15 protein-coding genes are annotated in these 20,091 nt (G+C 67.9%); 11 read left to right on the forward strand and 4 right to left on the reverse strand.

Features of this window, described 5'->3' with window-relative positions; translation table 11 throughout:
* Window positions 1-4: 4 nt before the first annotated feature.
* From cysD to GV790_RS08545, 11 genes are all read left to right on the forward strand, one after another.
* Entirely contained in the window at window positions 5-937 is a 933-nt protein-coding gene (cysD, locus tag GV790_RS08495) for a sulfate adenylyltransferase subunit CysD (protein ID WP_163812281.1), read from the forward strand.
* Window positions 937-2,769 (forward strand): adenylyl-sulfate kinase, encoded by a 1,833-nt coding sequence (gene cysC / locus GV790_RS08500; RefSeq protein WP_163812283.1) that lies wholly within the window; start codon window positions 937-939, stop codon window positions 2,767-2,769. The genes cysD and cysC overlap by 1 nt, the downstream gene beginning before the upstream one ends.
* A gap of 224 nt (window positions 2,770-2,993) precedes the next feature.
* A complete protein-coding gene (locus GV790_RS08505; RefSeq protein ID WP_163812285.1) occupies window positions 2,994-3,539 on the forward strand; it encodes a dihydrofolate reductase family protein in 546 nt (181 codons plus the stop codon).
* Between the two features lie 99 nt (window positions 3,540-3,638).
* A complete protein-coding gene (locus tag GV790_RS08510; RefSeq protein WP_163812287.1) occupies window positions 3,639-5,432 on the forward strand; it encodes an acyl-CoA dehydrogenase in 1,794 nt (597 codons plus the stop codon).
* A 43-nt stretch (window positions 5,433-5,475) separates the two neighbouring features.
* Window positions 5,476-6,120 carry a QsdR family transcriptional regulator gene (locus GV790_RS08515; RefSeq protein ID WP_280211681.1) on the forward strand — a complete coding sequence of 215 codons (645 nt, stop codon included), beginning with the start codon at window positions 5,476-5,478 and terminating at the stop codon, window positions 6,118-6,120.
* Window positions 6,121-6,281: 161 nt separating this feature from the next.
* The gene (locus GV790_RS08520) at window positions 6,282-7,055 is read left to right on the forward strand and encodes a GntR family transcriptional regulator (protein WP_163812289.1); all 774 of its coding nucleotides are present in this window, start codon (window positions 6,282-6,284) and stop codon (window positions 7,053-7,055) included.
* The gene (locus tag GV790_RS08525) at window positions 7,056-7,283 is read left to right on the forward strand and encodes a 4Fe-4S dicluster domain-containing protein (protein WP_036536327.1); all 228 of its coding nucleotides are present in this window, start codon (window positions 7,056-7,058) and stop codon (window positions 7,281-7,283) included. It begins immediately after the preceding gene.
* A gap of 8 nt (window positions 7,284-7,291) precedes the next feature.
* Window positions 7,292-8,674, forward strand: a complete 1,383-nt coding sequence (locus GV790_RS08530) for an ABC transporter substrate-binding protein (RefSeq protein WP_163812291.1) — start codon at window positions 7,292-7,294, stop codon at window positions 8,672-8,674.
* A 191-nt stretch (window positions 8,675-8,865) separates the two neighbouring features.
* Window positions 8,866-9,672, forward strand: coding sequence for an ABC transporter permease (locus GV790_RS08535; protein WP_280211684.1), 807 nt, complete (start codon window positions 8,866-8,868; stop codon window positions 9,670-9,672).
* The gene (locus tag GV790_RS08540) at window positions 9,669-10,406 is read left to right on the forward strand and encodes an ABC transporter ATP-binding protein (protein ID WP_163812293.1); all 738 of its coding nucleotides are present in this window, start codon (window positions 9,669-9,671) and stop codon (window positions 10,404-10,406) included. The genes GV790_RS08535 and GV790_RS08540 overlap by 4 nt, the downstream gene beginning before the upstream one ends.
* Window positions 10,403-13,096 carry a fumarate reductase/succinate dehydrogenase flavoprotein subunit gene (locus GV790_RS08545; RefSeq protein ID WP_163812295.1) on the forward strand — a complete coding sequence of 898 codons (2,694 nt, stop codon included), beginning with the start codon at window positions 10,403-10,405 and terminating at the stop codon, window positions 13,094-13,096. The genes GV790_RS08540 and GV790_RS08545 overlap by 4 nt, the downstream gene beginning before the upstream one ends.
* A 47-nt stretch (window positions 13,097-13,143) precedes the next feature.
* Here GV790_RS08545 and narI read toward each other — a convergent pair whose 3' ends face one another.
* The 4 genes from narI to GV790_RS08565 are packed head-to-tail and all read right to left on the reverse strand — an operon-like array spanning window position 13,144 to window position 19,890.
* Entirely contained in the window at window positions 13,144-13,875 is a 732-nt protein-coding gene (narI, locus tag GV790_RS08550) for a respiratory nitrate reductase subunit gamma (RefSeq protein ID WP_163812297.1), read from the reverse strand.
* 2 nt (window positions 13,876-13,877) lie between these two features.
* Window positions 13,878-14,540 (reverse strand): nitrate reductase molybdenum cofactor assembly chaperone, encoded by a 663-nt coding sequence (narJ, locus tag GV790_RS08555; protein WP_163812299.1) that lies wholly within the window; start codon window positions 14,538-14,540, stop codon window positions 13,878-13,880.
* Window positions 14,537-16,207, reverse strand: a complete 1,671-nt coding sequence (gene narH / locus GV790_RS08560; protein WP_163812301.1) for a nitrate reductase subunit beta — start codon at window positions 16,205-16,207, stop codon at window positions 14,537-14,539. The genes narJ and narH overlap by 4 nt, the downstream gene beginning before the upstream one ends.
* Window positions 16,207-19,890 (reverse strand): nitrate reductase subunit alpha, encoded by a 3,684-nt coding sequence (locus GV790_RS08565; protein ID WP_163812303.1) that lies wholly within the window; start codon window positions 19,888-19,890, stop codon window positions 16,207-16,209. Before GV790_RS08565 ends, narH begins: the two co-directional genes overlap by 1 nt.
* Between the last annotated feature and the right edge of the window lie 201 nt (window positions 19,891-20,091).

The raw sequence follows: 20,091 nt of genomic DNA on the forward strand, positions 1-20,091 counted from the left end.
CATCGTGAGCCAGTACGCAAAGTCGGCGGCGAACACCTACGAGCTTCCCCATCTGGACGCGCTCGAGGCCGAGTCGGCACATATATTCCGTGAAGTCGCAGCGACTTTCGAACGCCCGGTGCTGTTGTTTTCCGGTGGCAAGGATTCGGTGGTGATGCTGCACCTCGCGGCCAAATCATTTTGGCCCGCGCCGCTACCGTTCCCGGTGCTGCACATCGACACCGGGCACAATTTCGACGAGGTGATCGAGTTCCGTGATCGCACGGTGGCGCGGCTGGGTCTGCGGCTGATCGTCGGCCGGGTCCAGGATGACATCGACGCCGGCCGCGTCACCGAGGACAGCGGTCCCCGCGCCACCCGCAACCGGCTGCAGACCACCACCCTGCTGCGCAGCGTGCGCGAGGGCCGCTTCGATGCCGTATTCGGCGGCGCGCGACGCGACGAGGAGAAGGCGCGCGCCAAAGAACGGGTGTTCAGCTTCCGCGACGAATACGGCCAGTGGGACCCGCGCCGACAGCGCCCCGAGCTGTGGAACCTCTACAACGGCAGCCACCGGCCCGGCGAGCACATCCGGGTGTTCCCGCTGTCGAACTGGACCGAGCTCGACATCTGGAGCTATATCGCCGCCGAGGGCATCGAGTTGCCCTCGCTGTATTACGCGCATCGCAGGCCGGTGGTGCAGCGCGACGGAATGTTGCTGGCACACACTCGTTTTCTTCACCTGCTCGACGGCGAGACGCCGTACGAGTCGACCGTGCGGTTCCGCACCGTCGGCGATGCCACCTGCACCGGCTGCGTCGAATCCAGCGCCGCCTCCCCCGCCGAGGTGGTGGCCGAAGTCGCCGCCGCCCGCGTCACCGAACGGGGCGCCACCCGCGCCGACGATCGCATCTCCGAGGCCGGGATGGAAGACCGCAAACGAGAAGGCTACTTCTGATGACCACTTTGCTGCGCCTCGCGACCGCGGGCAGCGTCGACGACGGCAAGTCGACCCTGATCGGACGGCTGCTGTTCGATTCCAAGACCTTGTTCACCGACCAGCTCGACGCGGTGGAACGCACCAGCCGCGATCGCGGCGAGGACTACCCGAACCTCGCACTGCTCACCGACGGCCTGCGCGCCGAACGCGAACAGGGCATCACCATCGACGTGGCGCACCGCTATTTCGCCACGCCGCGCCGCAAATTCATCATCGCCGACACTCCCGGCCACATCCAGTACACCCGCAACATGGTCACCGGCGCCTCCACCGCCGATCTGGCGCTGGTGCTGGTGGATGCGCGCAAGGGCGTGGTGGAGCAGACCCGCAGGCACGCCTTCCTCGCCGCGCTGCTCGGCATCCCGCACCTGGTGCTGTGCGTGAACAAGATGGATCTGGTGGACTGGTCGCAGCAGCGGTTCACCGAGATCCGGGAGGAGTTCGCCGGTTTCGCGTCCAAACTCGACGTCACCGATCTGACCTTCGTGCCCGTGTCGGCGCTGCACGGTGACAATATCGTGCACCGCGGCACCTCGATGCCCTGGTATGAGGGCACCCCGCTGCTGCATCATCTCGAAGAGGTGCATATCGCCTCCGACCGCAATCTGATCGACGCCCGGCTGCCGGTGCAGTACGTGATCCGCAGTCACACACCGGAATTCCGCGGCTACGCCGGAACCATCGCCGGCGGCGTCTTCAAACCGGGTGACGAGGTGACGGTACTGCCCTCGGGCCTGAACACCACGGTCCGGTCGATCTTCGGTCCGGGCGGAGTGCCCATCGACGAAGCGTTCCCGCCGCAGGCGGTGACGGTCCAGCTGGCCGACGAGCTCGACGTCTCCCGCGGTGACCTGATCTGCCGTCCCGCCAACCGGCCGCAGGTCGGACGCGATCTCGATGCCATGGTGTGCTGGTTCGCCGAGGACGCCGAACTCACTCCCGGCGCGTCCTACACGCTGCGCCACACCACCCGGGCCACCCCGGTGCAGGTACGGACGCTGGACTATCGTCTCGATGTCAACACCCTGCACCGCGACGAGGCCGCAACCACCTTGTCACTCAACGAGATCGGCCGGGTGCAGCTGCACACCCGGCAACCGCTGCTGTTCGATCCCTACCGGCGCAACCGCACGACCGGCAGTTTCCTGCTGGTCGACGACAGTACCGGCAATACCGTCGCCGGCGGCATGATCACCGGCCCGAGCCTGCCGTCATCGCGGGTGGTGTGGCATTCCACCGCGGTCGAGCGGGCCGAGCGCGCGACTCGTGGGATGACGGTGTGGTTGACGGGCCTGTCCGGCTCGGGCAAGTCGACGGTCGCGGTGGAGCTGGAACGGCGCCTGGTGGCGTCCGGGCGTCCGGCATTCCTGCTCGACGGCGACAATCTGCGCCACGGCCTCAACTCCGATCTCGGGTTCTCGGCCGAGGACCGGGTGGAGAATGTGCGCCGGGTCGGTGAGGTCGCGCGACTGTTCGCCGAGGCCGGTGTCATCGCCATCGTGTCGCTGATCAGCCCGTATCGCGCCGATCGGGACCGGGCGCGGGCCGTGCACGAGGCCGCGGGCATCCCCTTCCTCGAGGTCTTCGTCGATACTCCGCTCGAGATCTGCGAATCGCGCGACCCGAAGGGCATGTACGCCAAGGCCCGTGCGGGTGAGATCCGCGATTTCACCGGCGTCGACGCCCCGTACGAGCATCCGCTCACACCGGGCCTGGTGCTCCGGCCCGCCGACGGCGATCCGGCCGCGATGGCGTCGACCGTGCTCACCCTGTTGACGAGCATGGACTGACACCGGAGGCGATGGCCGCCGGGCGTACCCGCCGCCCGGCGGCCATCGGGGCCGCGAATCGCAGTAAAGCCTCCGCGCACCGGAGCGGCACCGCCTATCGTCGGGCGAGAACGCCGACTCTCCCCGGCCGTCGATGCACCACATGACGCGCCGGCAGAGCCGGACCGGACACTTCGAGCCGCACCACGTGCGGTGGGGCGGCGGGATCATCGAAAGGGAGCGCCTTGGGCACCATCGCAGTACACGAATTCATCTCCCTCGACGGGATGTACGACGACCCGAGCTTCACCTTCGCCTACGGGTTCGATCCGAAGATGGGCGACACACTGGCCGAGATCACCGGCGCCGCGACCGGGATTCTGCTCGGGCGCAACACCTTCGAGATGTTCGCACCGGCCTGGTCGACGCGCACGGTCGACGACGATCCGGGTGCGCCGTTCTTCAACGACACCATGAAGTACGTCGTCGGTGCGCAGGAACCCGCGGTCGAATGGGCCAACAGCACCCGCCTCGGCCCCTACGACCCGGAGGTCATCCGCAAGCTCAAGGCCGAGACCGACGGCATCCTCTACATCAGCGGCAGCGGCCGGCTGGTCCGTGCCCTGCTCCGGGACGGCCTGGTCGACAATCTGCACCTGTTCGTGTATCCGATCGCCCTGGGCACGGGTGAGCGATTCTTCGACGACGCCACCACCAAGCTGGCCCTGGTATCGACCGACGTCTACGACAACGGCGTGGTGCACCTGAACTACGGGCCCGCCGCGGACTGATTCGCCGCGGACGGTCGTCGCGCTCCCCTGGCGACCGGCCCGGGCGCTACCACGCACAGTATGGTACACAGGAGGCAACTTGTACCGAAGGGATGCTCGATGCGGTCTACTCTCCTGTCCCGGCGTGATCTCGACTTCCTGCTCTACGAATGGCTCGACGTCGAGCGGCTCACCGAGCGCAAGCGCTACGCCGAGCATTCCCGGGAGACCTTCGACGCCGTCCTCGATCTGAGCGAACAGCTGGCGACGAAGTACTTCGCCTCGCACAACAAGCTCGGCGATGCCAACGAACCGACGTTCGACGGTGAGCGCGTCACCCTCATTCCCGAGGTGGGCGCCGCGCTGCGGGCCTTCGCGGAGGCCGGACTCCCCGGTGCCGCGATGGACTACGAACTCGGCGGTTCACAGCTTCCGGCCAGCGTCGCCCAGGCCAGTTTCGCCTGGTTCCAAGCGGCCAATCCAGGCACCTCCGGCTATCCGTTCCTCACCATGGCCAATGCGAACCTGCTGCTCACCCATGGCCGCGAGCACATCGACCGGTTCGTTCGCCCGATGGTGGAGGGCCGATTCTTCGGCACCATGTGCCTGTCGGAACCGCAGGCCGGTTCGTCGCTGGCCGACATCGTCACCCGCGCCGAGCCGCAGCCCGACGGCACCTACCGGCTCTTCGGCACCAAGATGTGGATTTCCGGCGGCGATCACGAGCTGGGCGAGAACATCGTGCATCTGGTGCTGGCGAAGATTCCCGGTGGACCGGCCGGGACCAAGGGGATCTCACTGTTCGTGGTGCCCCGGTTCCTCGTCGGCGACGACGGCTCCCTCGGCGAACGCAACGACGTCGCGCTGGCCGGACTCAACCACAAGATGGGCTACCGCGGCACCGTGAACACGGTGCTGAACTTCGGCGAGGGCAAGTGGACCCCTGGCGGCGCACCGGGTGCGATCGGCTATCTGGTCGGCGAGCAGCACCGCGGGCTCAGCTACATGTTCACGATGATGAACGAGGCGCGCATCGGCGTCGGCCTGGTGGCCACCGCACTCGGCTACACGGGTTATCTCGAATCGCTCGAGTACGCACGCACGCGCACGCAGGGCCGGACCAAGGGTGCCGCCGATCCCAGCACGCCGCAGCGGCCCATCGTCGAGCACGCCGATGTGAAGCGAATGCTGCTCGCGCAGAAGGCCTATGCCGAAGGCGCGCTCGCGTTGGTGCTCTACTGCGCACGCCTGGTCGACGAGCACCGCACCGCCTCCTCCGATGAGGAACGCCGCGCGCTGACGTTGTTGCTGGACATCCTCACCCCCATCGCGAAGAGCTGGCCGTCGCAGTGGTGCCTGGAGGCGAACAGCCTGGCCATCCAGGTGCACGGCGGCTACGGCTACACCCGCGAGTACAACGTCGAGCAGCACTACCGGGACAATCGGTTGAATCCGATTCACGAAGGTACGCACGGCATTCAGGGCCTGGACCTGCTCGGGCGCAAGGTCACCCAGCAGGGCGGTGCGAGCCTGCGCGCGCTCGACGAACGGATCCGCGCGACCATCGGCGAGGCCCGCGCACAGGGCGGTGAGCCCGCCGAAATGGGTGCGCAGCTCGAATCGTCGTGGCTGCGACTGGTCGAGGTGACCGCAGGCCTGTTCGCCGACGGCGACATCGAAGCCGCACTCGCCAACAGTTCGATCTATCTGGAAGCGTTCGGGCACATCACCCTCGCGTGGATCTGGTTGCAGCAGACCCTGGCCGCCGCCGGACGCAAGGGCGATTTCTACGACGGCAAACGCCATGCGGCGCGGTACTTCTTCCGCTATGAACTCCCCCGCACCGCACCTCAGCTCGAGCTGCTGGCCGCCCGCGACACCACCACACTCGAGATGCGCGACGCCTGGTTCTGACACCCCCATTAGATACATATCTTACCGGATGTATCATTCTTGGGTGACCAGCGACGAACCTACCGTATCCCGCCCACCGGGGCGTCCGGCCTCCGCGACCCGAGAAGAGGTCGTGGAGTTGGCGCGGCTGGCGTTTCTGGCCGGTGAGCGGGTGGATGTGCAGGCCATCGCGGCCAAACTACGGCTCAGCCGCGCCTCGGTGTATCGCTGGTTCGGTTCACGTGACGGCGTGCTCGGCGCGGTGCTGGCCGGTGAGTTCGAGAATTTGATCGAACGGGCGGATGCCCGCCGCCGGGCCAGTGGTGCCCAGCGGATCCTCGACGTGCTCTACCGGGTCAACCGGTGGATGGCGGGCAACGAACCGTTCCGCCGCTATTTCGAGAACGAGCCGATCGCCGGTCTGCGCATCCTCACCACCGGCGACGGTCCGGTGCAGCCGCGCGTGGTCGCCGCGGTGGAGGACCTGATCGCCCGCACGGAAGAACAGGACGATTACCGGCCACCGCTGGAGCGCTCGCTGCTGGCCTACACCCTGGTCCGGCTCGCCGAAGCCTTCCTCTACAGCGACAACGTCACCGGTCTGCGCGGCGACGTCGACCGGTTGCGTCAGGTGCAGGCGGCGTTGCTCGGACTCACCCCCGAGGGCGAGGACATCCGCGCGCCGCGGCGTTCATTGGAATCGGCGTGATCACAACCGTCCCGGGCCCGGCGAAGGTGGCGCAATGGCGCTCGGCGCGCGTGTTTGCCCAGGTCGCGCGACCCACCGACCCGGCGTAATCAGCACACCTGCCGCGAGCCGCACGATCAGCGGTGAAAGGGCGGCCGGAATCGCCGCTATCGTCGCTGTTCATGCAGGTCAGCGACAGAAACTCGGAGACGCCTTCTCCGGTGCGCCGGTTACGGGCCGACGATGCGCGCCGGGTCGCCGACATCGTGCGCCAGCAGATCCACACCGGCGCGTTCGCCGACACCCTGCCCGGTGAGCAGGTCCTGGCCGCCGAACATCAGGCCTCCCGCAATACCGTGCGGGAGGCGCTGGCGCTGCTCCAGGACGAGGGCCTGATCGACCGCGCACCCAGGGTCGGCACCAAGGTGACGGCCCGCAAACTCGACCACGGCCTCGACACCCTGCTCGGGTTGCAGGAGACCTTCGAGGGTCACGGGGTGGTGCGCAATGAGGTCAGGGTCGCGACCCGGATCAGCGCACCGCCCGCCGTGGCGCGCCGGCTGGCGCTGGCACCGGGTACCCGGGTGGTCTACCTCGAGCGCCTGCGTTACCTCGGGGACCTACCGTTGAGCCTTGATCTCACCTACCTCGTGCCCGGCATCGGGGACGCGGTGCTCGAACACGACCTGGAACGCACCGACATCTTCGTGCTGCTGGAGCAGATCAGCGGCCGGTCGCTCGGCTCGGCCGACCTCGCGGTGGAGGCCCTCTGCGCCGATCCGCACACCGCGGCCACCCTCGACATCCCCGCGGGCGCCGCGCTGCTGATGCTCGAGCGTCTCACCCGCCTCGAGGACGGCACCCCGGTCGATCTCGAGTACGTCCGCATGCGCGGTGACCGGATCACCATGCGCGGCAGCCTGTCTCGCAGCATCCCCGAATGGAAGGTCCTTTAGATGGCTCTGGCGAACCAGCGCACCGATATCCCCGTGACCATCGACGAATCGCTGTGCATCTCCGGCTGCACGCTGTGCGTCGAGATCTGTCCCCTCGACTCACTCGCCATCAATCCCGACAACGGCAAAGCCTTCATGCATGTCGACGAGTGCTGGTACTGCGGCCCTTGCGCCGCCCGCTGCCCCACCGGCGCCGTCACCGTCAACATGCCGTATCTCCTGAGGTAGTTCACATCATGAAACAGTGGAAACGCCTGGTCGCTGTCGCCGCCGCGGCGGCGTTCACGCTCACCGGATGCTCGCTCGAGGAGGCCACCTCCGGCGACACCGTCAAGGTGGTCATCGGCTATCAGTCGAAGACCATCAACACCGTCACCGCCGGTACGCTGCTGCGCGCCCAGGGCTATCTGGAACAGCGCCTGCAGCAGATCACCGATGGTGGCGGCGCGAAGTACGAGGTCGAATGGCAGGACTACGACACCGGTGCGCCGATCACCGCGCAGATGGTGGCGGAGAAGATCGATATCGGTTCGATGGGCGATTACCCGCTGCTGATCAACGGGTCGCGCACGCAGGCCAACGAGCGTTCGCGCACCGAGTTCATCTCCGTCACCGGATACAACCCCAAGGGTGCGTTGAACATGGTGGTGGTGGCGCCGGACTCACCTGCCGATGAGTTGAAAGACCTGGCCGGCCAGAAAGTTTCGGCCAGTGTGGGTTCGGCCGGGCACGGCACACTGGTGCAGGCGCTGACCCGGGCGGGCATCGACCCCGTCGGCGGCGTCGAGGTCCTCAATCAGCAACCGCAGGTCGGTGCCTCGGCGCTGGAGTCGGGTCAGGTGAGCGCGCTGTCGCAGTTCGTGGCGTGGCCCGGGCTGCTGGTGTTCCAGGACAAGGCGAAGCTGCTCTACGACGGCGCCGAGCTGAACGTGCCCACCTTCCACGGCGTGGTCGCCCGCAAGGCGTACACCGCCGAGCATCCGGAGGTGGTCGACGCCTTCTTGCAGGCCCAGCTGGACGCCACCGAATTCCTGTGGCGGGAACCACTGGAGGCCGCGCGCATCGTCGCCGAGGGTTCGGGTCTGCCGCAGGAGGTCGTGTACCTGTACAACGGGCCCGGCGGCACCTCCTTCGACACCACCCTCAAACCGAGTCTGATCAGTGCGTTCAAAGACGATGTGCGGTATCTGAAGTCGATCGGCGATTTCGCCGACCTCGATATCGACGCCTTCGTCGACGACACCCGCATCCGCGCCGCCTTCGCCGCACGGGGCGGCCGCGATTACGACAGCGCCCTGGCCGACACCACCAATCAGACCACCGGTTCGGGCACCGAAGTCTGGCTGGACGGGCAGACCGTCACCCAGCCCGCCGACGACGCCACCGCACTGCTGCGCGCGGTGAAAACCGCACGGTCACAGGGTGCGACCATCCGCTCCGCCTACATCGTGGATACCGAACTCGGCACCCGCTGGTTCGCCGACAAGGCGGTCTGGCTGCGTGACGGTGAGACGTTCCTGCCGTTCACCACCGCGGCCGCGGCAGGCCGGTACCGCCAGGCCCACCCCGGCGCGCAGCCGGTGAGCTACGACCAGGCCGTCAGTGAGGTCAGGTCATGACACGGTCACACGCCGAGTCACCGGCGGTCGCCGAGCCGGCGGCAGAGCGTCGCGTCTCGGACGTCGCGTCCGACGCCATCCCCCGTGCACACCGCGAGTCGGCCGGGGCCGTCGGCTCAGGCCCCCACCCGGGCGCAACCGATGGCATCGAATCGAGTTCGCCCTCGGCGCCCCCGGCCACCACGACACCGGTGACCGGACGTGGTTCGGTGGCCGGCTCGGTGTGGTCATCGCGGGCACTGCGTCCGGTTTCGGTGCTGGCCGCCGTCCTGCTGTGGCAAGTGTTGACGGCCAACGATGTTCGCCTGTGGTTGCGCTTCGACACCCTGCCGACGGTCACCGAGATCATCACCGCGTTCGGCCACCAACTGGGCACCGAGGTCTACTACTTGGATCTGGGCCAATCGTTGATCCGCATCCTCACCGGCTTCGCCGTCGCGACGGTGCTCGGAGTGGCCAGCGGCATCGCGCTCGGCCGTTCCCGGCTGTTCGCCGACATCCTCGGCCCGCTCACCGAACTCGCCCGGCCGGTGCCCGCGATCGCGGTGGTGCCGATCGCGATTCTGCTGGTCCCCGATGACGAGGCGGGCATCGTCTTCATCACCTCGCTGGCGGCCTACTTCCCGATCATGGTCAGTACCCGCCATGCGGTGCGCGCGCTGCCGACGCTGTGGGAGGACTCGGTGCGCACCCTGGGCGGAAACCGTTGGGATGTGCTGGTGCGTGTGGTGTTTCCCGGCGCGCTGCCCGGGATTTTCGGCGGACTGTCGGTCGGTATCGGGGTGGCGTGGATCTGCCTCATCTCCGCGGAGATGATCTCGGGCCGTCTCGGTGTCGGTTACCGGACCTGGCAGGCCTACACCATCGTCGACTATCCGGGTGTGTTCGTCGGGATCATCACCATCGGCGTCCTCGGATTCGCGACGTCGGCGGCGATCGAACTGCTCGGCCGCCGCGTCACCCGCTGGCTGCCGCGCGGAGCGGAGAACGCGCGATGACCACCGCGATCACCACCGGCATGAGTCTGCGCCTGGACGAAGTGTCGCTGTCCTACACCGGCGATCCGGTGATCAGCCGGCTCAGCCTGGAGGTGCGGCCCGGCGAAATCCTGGTCCTCACCGGACCGTCCGGATGCGGGAAATCCACCGTCCTGCGCGCGTTCGCCGGACTGCTGGCGCCCGACTCCGGCCGGGTGCTCGCCGACGGCGAGCCGGTGACGACGACCTCCCGTGACCGCGCGGTCGTCTTCCAGGACAACGCGCTGCTGCCCTGGCGCAGTGTGCGCGCCAATATCGAGCTCGCGCTGAAGCTGCGCGGCGAGCCGAAACCGGGTCGCCGCGCGTCCGCCGACCGCTGGATCGAGGAGGTCGGGCTGACCGGGTTTGCCGATTTCTTGCCCAAGAGCCTGTCCGGCGGGATGCGTCAGCGGGTGCAGCTCGCGCGCGGCCTGGCCGGTGCACCACGCGCGGTCATGATGGACGAACCGTTCGGGGCACTGGACACCCAAACTCGAAACACCATGCAGCGCTTACTCATCGATACCTGGCGCACGCACCCGACGACCGTGGTCTTCGTCACCCACGACGTGGACGAGGCGCTGCTGCTCGGCGATCGGGTCGCGGTGCTCGGCCGGGCCGGGCAGCCGCTGCGCGCCGTCATCGATGTTCCGAATCCGCGCACGGCCGCCGCCCGGCCGGTCGAGCGCGCCCAGATCGTGGAGGCTCTCACGTGACCGCTCCGACCTTGTTCGCGGCACCCGATCTCGCCGACGCCGTCCGCCTGGACTGCGATGTGCTCGTCATCGGCGGCGGAACGGCGGGCACGATGGCCGCCCTCACCGCCGCCGAGCAGGGCGCGAATGTGCTGCTGCTGGAGAAGGCGCATGTACGCCATTCCGGTGCGCTGGCCATGGGAATGGACGGGGTCAACAATGCCGTCATCCCGGGCAAGGCCGAACCGGAGGATTACGTCGCCGAGATCACCCGCGCCAATGACGGCATCGTCGACCAGCGCACCGTCTATCAGACCGCGACCCGCGGTTTCGCCATGGTGCAGCGGCTGGAGAGCTACGGGGTGAAGTTCGAGAAGGACGAATACGGCGAATACGCGGTGCGGCGGGTGCATCGGTCCGGGTCGTATGTGTTGCCGATGCCCGAGGGCAAGGACGTCAAGAAGGCGCTGTACCGGGTGCTGCGCCAGCGCAAAATGCGGGAACGGATCCGGATCGAGAACCGGCTGATGCCGGTGCGTGTGCTCACCGCCGACGGCCGGGCCGTCGGCGCGGCGGCCCTGAACACCCGCACCGGGGAGTTCGTCGCGGTGGGTGCGAAGGCGGTCATCCTGGCGACCGGGCCGTGCGGGCGGCTCGGGCTGCCGGCCTCCGGCTACCTGTACGGCACCTACGAGAATCCGACCAACGCCGGCGACGGCTACTCGATGGCCTATCACGCCGGCGCCGAGCTCAGCGGCATCGAATGCTTCCAGATCAATCCGCTGATCAAGGACTACAACGGACCGGCATGCGCATACGTGGCCAACCCGTTCGGCGGGTACCAGGTCAATGCCGAGGGCGAACGCTTCGTGGATTCCGACTACTGGTCGGGGCAGATGATGTCGGAGGTCAAGCGCGAGATCGAATCCGCGCGCGGACCCATCTACCTCAAGGTGTCGCATCTGCCGGAGGAGACGCTGACGACGCTGGAAGGGATCCTGCACACCACCGAGCGGCCCACCCGCGGCACCTTCCACGCCAACCGCGGCCACGACTACCGCACCCACGATATCGAAATGCACATCTCCGAAATCGGTTTGTGCAGTGGGCATTCCGCGTCCGGCGTCTGGGTGGACGAGAACGCGCGCACCACCGTTCCCGGCTTGTACGCCGCCGGCGACCTGGCCTGCGTTCCGCACAACTACATGATCGGCGCCTTCGTCTTCGGCGATCTCGCCGGGGCACACGCCGCCTCCACGCTCACCGAGGTGGCGGCACCGCAGCAGCTTCCGCAGGAGCAGCTCGCCGAGGCGCACGAGCTGATCTACCGGCCGCTGCGCCACCCAGATGGGCCGCCGCAGCCGCAGGTCGAATACAAGCTGCGCCGTTTCGTCAACGACTATGTGGCCCCACCCAAGACCGCCGCCAAACTCTCGATCGCGGTGGAAACCTTCCAACGGATGCGCGGGGAGATCGCCGAGATGGGCGCGCGCACCCCACACGAGCTGATGCGTGCGGTGGAGGTGTCGTTCATCCGCGACTGCGCGGAGATGGCGGCCCGCAGTTCGCTCACCCGCACCGAATCGCGATGGGGGCTCTATCACGAGCGCGCCGACCTGCCCGAGCGCGATGATGTGGGCTGGCGCTACCACCTGAATCTGCGCAAAACCGTCGACGGCGACATGGAGTTCCTGAAGCGTCCGGTGGCGCCGTACCTCGTGCCGGTGCCTGGGCTGGACGACCTGCCGTCGGCCGATGCCGCGATCGAAGTCGTCGAGCAGCCGGAACTGGTCGCGCGCCGCGCGCCTTCGGCAGCGACCGTGGTGACCGTCGAGAAGGAACCGGCCGCACCGCCCTCCCCGCGCCTGGTCACCCTACTCGGATTGGACGCACCGACAGTGGCGCAACTGGCGGAGTATCTGTCCGATGCCGACCCCGTGGTCCGGGTGGCCGCCCTATCGGTGCTCACCGAGCACACCCCGGACGGGTTCGCCGGCGCCTTGATCGACGCACTCGACGACGACGCCGCGTCCGTGCGCGCCGCGGCCGCGGCCGGATTGCGTGAACTGGTCGAGGTGCTGCCCTCGGCCGACGGTTTGGCACAGCGACTGCGCTCCGCCGATCCGGTGGTCCGCGCCACCGTCGTCGATCTGCTGCGGGCGCTGCGCGCCGGAACCGCCGCGCACTTCGGTGCCGCGCTCGCCGATCCCGATCATCGGGTGCGGATCGAGGCGGTGCGCGCGCTGGTCTCCCTCGACGACGGTCCGGCCGTGGCCGCCCTCGCCGGCGATGCGAACCGGGAGGTGCGGATCGCGGTCGCCCAGGGCCTGGCCACCATCGGCACCGGCGCCGAGGCCATCCGCGCCCTGGCCGCCGACCGTGACCCGCTGGTGCGCGCGGCGGCGCTCGCGGCGTACGCCGCACTGGGGACCGATATCGACTCGGCCACCGAACTCGTCGCCGCGCTGGGTCATTCGGCCTGGCAGGTGCGCGTCGGCGCGGCGCGCGGACTGGCGGGCGCCGACCCGGAGCTCGCCCTGCCCGCGTTGACCGAGGCGCTGTCGGATCCGCATCTGGATGTACGCAAGGCCGCGGTCCTGGCGCTGTCGAGCTGGGCGAGCCTGGATGCGGCGCGGATCGCGTTGAAACAGGCCGTCGACGACCCCGACGCCGACGTCCGAGCCTATGCCCGCCGCGCACTCGCCGGGTGAGCCGCGACCGGGGCGCCGCCGCTTGTGCTCGGCCCGCCCCGCCTCGCTCACCAGCCGCGCCGCTGCGGCCGCGAACCCACCAGCTCCCCCGGACGGGCATGTCCACGACTGCGGTAGACGATGTAGGGCCGGAACAGGTAGGCCACGGGCGCGCTGAACGCATGCACCAGACGGGTGAACGGCCACAGCGCGAACAGCGTCAACGCGATGAGGACGTGGATGTGGAACGACAGCGGCGCCTGCGCCATCAGATCGCCGCGCGGTTGCAGGATCCAGATCGACCGGAACCACGGCGAGACGGTCTCGCGGTAGTTGTGTTCCTCGCCGATCACGCCCGATCCCATCAGCGTCGTCGCGAGGCCGGCCACGATGGCCGCGATCAGCACGACGTACATCAGTTTGTCGTTCCACGTGGTCGCGGTGAAGACCGGACCGGTGGCGCGGCGCCGGTAGACCAGCAGCGCCGCGCCGGTCAGGGTGGCGACACCGGCGATGGTGCCGAGGGTCAAGGCCTGCACGTGATAGGCGTGTTCGCTCAGGCCGAGGGCATCGGTCCACGATTGCGGGATCACCAATCCGATGATGTGCCCGACGATCACGACGAGGATGCCGAAGTGGAACAGTGGGCTGCCGATCCGCAGCAGCTTGCTCTCGTACAGCTGGGAGGACCGGGTGGTCCAGCCGAACTTGTCGTAGCGGTAGCGCCACCAGGTCCCCACCGCCAGGATCGCCAGTGTCACATAGGGAATCACGTCCCAGAAGATCTCCGCGGCCGACACGATCAGCGACCTCCTCGTTCCGGCGCACTCCGGCGCGGTGGCACGGTCAGCGTGAACGGTTGCAGCCCGACCTGCTCGGCGGGCGGGCCCGCCGCCACCAGTTCGCGAGCCCGGCGCACGTCCTGATCAGTTGCGGCGGGCAGAGTCGCGGCCACCGCACCGAGGACGCCTGCGTAGGGCGAGCGCCGTTCGGCGAGGGCGGTATGCACCGCGTCGATTGCCGGACGGTGCGCTGTGAGCAGCTCGCCGCCGATGCGCGGGTCGACGGTGGCGGCGAATTCGAGCACCACGGCCAGGTGGTCCGGGGCCTCCCCCTTCGGCGGTGCGGCACCGGCCGCCCGATAGGCCTGCGCGAAGGCGAGCATGGCCGTGCCGCGGTTGCGGGTGTCGCCGTCGGTCCAGTAGGTCAGCAGCAAGGTCGTGCGTCGCTGCAGATCGAAGGTGTCGACGTAGTGCCGCGCCGCCTCCGACAACGCTGTTCGCCGCAGATATCCGACGGTCGCACGCAGTGGTTCGGCGTGCTCATCACCGAGCCGATCGCACAAGGTCTCGACGGTGGCGAGCCGCGCGGACTGCGCGTCGTCCGGGTAGGCCAGTAGCAGCGAGGCCGATTGCCACACCAGTCGATGCGCGGCCCGGTTGTCATGGTGGCGCCGCCACCTCATCGGTCCGTCCCCCGGTGGCCGTTGTGCTGCGGGAACATGCCCTCGGGAACGCCATTGCCGTCCCAATTGAGCAGATTGACCCGGGAGGGATTGCGCGCGGTCGCACCGAAGGATTCACTGGTCTGCCGCTGCCGCAGCGCGTGAAATGTCTCCACCGCGACCGGAACCGGTCCCCCGCTGGACTCCCCGAACGGCCCCTCGCCGTACATGCCCGGCCCACCGTCGAAATCCAGCGCGCATTCGCTCACCGCCTCCTCGAGCCGATGTCCCTCCTCGGCATAGGCCGACGGAATCACGTACCGGTCTTCGTATTTCGCCAACGCGAGTAGCCGGTACATCTCATAGATCTGCTCTTCGCTCATACCGACCGCCGCCGGAATACTGCCCTGCGGCTCGCGACCCAGGTTGATGTCGCGCATATACGAGCGCATCGCGGCCAGCTTGCGCAGCACGTTGGCGACCACCTCGGTATCGCCCGCGGTGAACAGGCCCGCCAGGTATTCCATGGGTATCCGCAGGGCTTCCAGCGCACCGAACAGGTTGCCGGCGTCTTCGCCGTCGTGGCCGTCCCGACTGACCGCATCCACCACCGGCGACAGCGGTGGCACGTACCAGACCATCGGCATGGTGCGGTATTCCGGATGCAAGGGCAGCGCCACCCGGTATTTCGTGATCAGGGCGTAGACGGGCGAGCGTCGCGCGGCCTCGATCCAGCTGTCCGGGATGCCTCGGTCGCGGGCGCCCGCGACGACCTCCGGATCGCTGGGATCGAGCAACGTGTCGAGCTGCGCTCGGTAGAGGTCGCGGTCATCGGCGACGGACGCGGCGGCGAGCACCTTGTCCACGTCGTAGAGCATCAGTCCGATGTAGCGCAGCCGGCCCACACAGGTTTCCGCGCAGACCGTGGGGATGCCGACCTCCACGCGCGGATAACAGAAGGTGCATTTCTCGGCCTTGCCGGTCTTGTGGTTGAAATACACCTTCTTGTAGGGGCATCCGGATACACACATCCGCCAGCCCCGGCATTTGTCCTGATCCACCAGCACGATGCCGTCCTCGGTGCGCTTGTACATCGCCCCCGACGGGCACGACGCCACACAGGCCGGGTTGAGGCAGTGTTCGCAGATCCGGGGCAGATAGAACATGAACGTCTGTTCCAGCTCGAGCCGGATCTTCTCGCTGACCTGCGCGAGGACGGGATCGCCCGGCACGATCTCCGGTGAGCCGGCGAGGTCGTCGTCCCAGTTGGCCGACCAGCCGACCTTCATCCGTTCACCGGTGAGCAGGCTGCGCGGCGGCGCGACGGGCATCTGATCACCCAGCGGTGCGTTGGTGAGGTTGTCGTAGTCGTAGGTCCACGGCTCGTAGTAGTCGTCCATGGCGGGCATCTTCGGGTTGGAGAAGATGCGCGCGAGCTTGGCGAGCCTACCGCCGTCGCGCAATCGCAGGCGGCCCTTACGGTCGAGGACCCAGCCGCCGCGCCAGCGTCGCTGATCCTCGTAGGTTCGTGGATAGCCTTGTCCCGGGCGGGTTTCCACGTTGTTGAACCACACGTACTCGGTGCCCGAACGGTTCGTCCATGCCTGTTTGCAGGTCACCGAACAGGTATGGCAGCCGATGCATTTGTCGAGGTTCATCACCATCGCCAGCTGCGCCATCACCTTCATCAGTACCGCACCTCCTGGCTGCGGCGACGCACCACGGTCACCTCATCGCGTTGATTGCCGGTCGGGCCCAGATAGTTGAAAGCGAACGAGGTCTGCGCGTAGCCGCCGGCCAGGTGGGACGGTTTGATCAGCAGCCGGGTCAGTGAATTGTGGATGCCGCCGCGATTGCCGGTGGTTTCGGTGAGCGGTACGTCGATGGTGCGTTCCTGGGCGTGATGGACATAGACCACGCCCTCGGGCATCCGATGGGAGACGATGGCGCGGCACACCAGCACGCCGTTGCGGTTGACCGCCTCCACCCAGTCGTTGTCGGCGACACCGATCTTCGCCGCGTCGCCGGGGCTCATCCACATCGTCGGACCACCCCGCGACAACGACAGCATCAGCAGGTTGTCCTGATATTCGGAGTGGATCGACCATTTGGAATGCGGTGTCAGATAGCGCACCGTCAGCCCGACACCGTCGCGGCCGGACCCCAGCCGGGGCTCCGCGAACAACAGCGCCATATCCAGTGGCGGCCGGTAAATCGGCAACTGCTCACCGAGCTCCTCGATCCAGTCGTGATCGAGATAGAAATGCATGCGGCCGGTGAGCGTGTGGAACGGTTTGAGCTGTTCGATATTCACCGTGAACGGCGCGTACCGTCGTCCGCCGGTCTCACTGCCGGACCACTCCGGGCTGGTGATCACCGGCACCGGACGGGCCTGGGTGTCGGCGAAGGTGATCCGGCGCTCCTCGCTGCCCTCGGCCAGATGGGCGAGCGGGCGCCCGGTGCGCTTTTCGAGCTCGCGAAACCCCTGTACGGCGAGCCTGCCGTTCGAGGTGCCGGAGAGCGCGAGGATCGTCTCGGCCATCTTCTCGGCACTATCCAGGGCCGGACGGCCCGCCGCCACACCGGAATTCATCACACCGTGCTTACGGGCGAGCTCGGCGACCTCCTGATCCGGGTGCACCGTCACGCCTTTGGTGGTCAGGCCCGCCGATTCGACGAGCGGACCGAGCGCCGCCCACTGCTGCGCCAGCGCCGGATAGTCGCGCTCGACCGCGACCAGCGGCCCCATCGTCGCGCCGGGCACCGGCGCCACCCGGGTGGTTCGCCAATCCTTCTCGGCGCCACCGGGATAGGCCATCGCACCGGGCGTATCGTGCTGCAACGTCCCGAGCACCAGATCGGTGCGCTTGCCCAGGTGTTTCTCGGCCATGACGGAGAAGCGGCGGGCTATCGCGGCGAAGGCGTCGAAATCCGAGCGCGCCTCCCACGGCGGGTCGATGGCGGGGGTGAAGGCGTGAATGTAGGGGTGCATATCGGTGCTGGACAGGTCCGATTTCTCGTACCAGGTGGCCGCGGGCAGCACCACATCGGACAGCATCGTGGTCGAGGTCATCCGGAAGTCGATCGACATCAGCAGATCGAGCTTGCCCTCGGGGGCCTGCTCGTGCCAGGTGACGTCGGCGGGGCGCAGGTGTGGTCCGGCCGGTTCGGCTTGCACATTCGACGTCGTCCCCAGCAGATGCCGCAGGAAGTACTCGTTGCCTTTGCTGGAGGATCCGAGCAGATTGGCCCGCCACACGCTCAGCACCCGCGGCCAGTTCTGCGGAGCGTCCGGGTCGGCGAGCGCGAACGTCAGCTCCCCATCGGCCAATCGCTGCGTCACGTACGCCGCCGGGTCGGCGCCGGCCGCGCGGGCCTCGTCGGCCAATTCCAGGGTGGAGCGGTCGAATTGGGGGTAGAACGGGGTCCAGCCCATCGCGGCGGCCGAGGCCAGCACGTCCATGGTGTGCTTACCGCGGAATCTGCCCCGCCCGGTCGGCGCGGCCAGGGCGTCGGCGCGGTAGCCGTCGTAACGCCACTGGTCGGTGTGCACGTACCAGTACGAGGTACCCGCCATCTGGCGAGGCGGCCGATGCCAGTCGGTGCCCATGGCGACGGTCGCCCAGCCCGTCACCGGCCTGCACTTCTCCTGCCCGACGTAATGGGCCCACCCGCCGCCGTTGCGGCCCATCGATCCGGTCAGCATCAGCAGGCTCAGGATGGCGCGGTAGGTGGCGTCACCGTGGAACCACTGGCAGATGCCCGCGCCCATGATGATCATCGAGCGCCCACCGGATGCGATGGCGTTGTCGGCGAATTCGCGGGCGATGCGGATCACCTGAGCGGCGGAGACGCCGGTGATCGGCTCCTGCCAGGCCGGCGTGCAGGGTGAATCGGGGTCGTCGTAACCGCTGGACCATCGTCCCGGCAGGCCCTGTCGTGCCACGCCGTATTGGGCCAGCATCAGGTCGAAGACCGTGCAGACCCGGTGGCCGGCCACGCTGCGCACCGGAACACCGCGCTCGATGGTGCTGCCGCGGCCGTCGAGGCTGTCGAACCGCGGCAATGTGATGACGGCGGTGTCGCCGTCGCGCGCGGCGACCGTCAGCGCGGGCACCAGATCGCCGAGGTCGAGGTTCCATTTACCGACGCCCTCGGCGCCGAAACGGAACCCGAGCGAGCCATGCGGCACCGCGGGTTCACCGGTGGCGCCGTCCAGCAGGATCGGTTTGAAGGCGGCGTTCTCGGAGCTCTCCCCCAGATCGGCGGCGGTCAGGTTCTTGCCAGGTACCAGCCGTCCGTCGCGCTCCTCCAGCTTGATCAGGAACGGCAGGTCGGTGTAGCGGCGAACGTAGTCGACGAAGAACGGTTCACGCCGTCGCACGAAGTATTCGGTGGCGATGACATGCCCCATCGCCATCGCCATCGCACCGTCGGTGCCCGCCGCGCACGGCATCCATTCGTCGGCGAACTTCGTGTTGTCGGCGTAATCGGGGCTGACGCTGACCATCTTGGTGCCGCGGTAGCGCACCTCCGCCATCCAATGCGCGTCCGGGGTGCGGGTGACGGGCACATTGGAGCCCCACATCATCAGATACGCGGCGTCCCACCAGTCCCCGGATTCCGGGACGTCGGTCTGGTCGCCGAAGACCTGCGGTGACGCGACGGGCAGGTCGGCGTACCAGTCGTAGAAGGAGGTCATCACCCCGCCGAGCAGTTCGACGAAGCGCGAACCCGCCGCGAACGACACCATCGACATGGCGGGGATCGGCGAGAATCCGGCGATCCGGTCCGGGCCGTAGGTCTTGATGGTGTGCACGTGCGCGGCGGCGATGATCTCGGTGGCTTCCTCCCAGCTCACCCGTACCAGTCCGCCCTTGCCCCTGACCTGCTGGTAGCTGCTTCGCCGGGCGGGGTCGGCCTGGATCGCGGCCCACGCCGTCACCGGGTCGCCGTGTTCTGCTTTCGCGGCGCGGTAGAGGTCGAGCAGGACGCCGCGCACGTAGGGAAAGCGCACGCGGGTGGGTGAGTAGGTGTACCAGGAGAATGCGGCGCCGCGCGGGCAGCCGCGCGGTTCGTATTCGGGGCGATCGGGTCCGACGGACGGGTAGTCGGTTTCCTGGGTTTCCCAGGTGATGATGTCGTCTTTGACGTAGATCTTCCACGAGCAGGAGCCGGTGCAGTTGACGCCGTGGGTGGAACGCACGACCTTGTCGTGGCTCCAGCGGTCGCGGTAGAAGACGTCGCCTTCGCGGCCGCCTTCCCTGGTGATCGTGCGGCGATCCGGTGAGATGTCGCCGGGGGTGAAGAATCGTCCGCTGCGTATCAGCAGGTCTTCGATGGAACCACCGGTGTGTTCGTTCGACGCCACGTGAGTCTGCCTCTCGTCCGCTGTACGGTTTCGCCGCAAACGTCCGTTCAGCGGCAGGGGCCGCGCGGGGTGTGCGATTCAGCGGGAACTGACGTCACCGATTCAGCAGAACATGCCGGCGTGGGTTCCGCGGTTCCGAACCGGTGGATGCAGGTTACGTTTCGGCCACAATGGCCGTTCGAGTCGCCGGCGTGCCCGGCG

Source organism: Nocardia cyriacigeorgica, assembly GCF_010858045.1.
In the GTDB taxonomy this organism is placed as follows: domain Bacteria; phylum Actinomycetota; class Actinomycetes; order Mycobacteriales; family Mycobacteriaceae; genus Nocardia; species Nocardia cyriacigeorgica_E.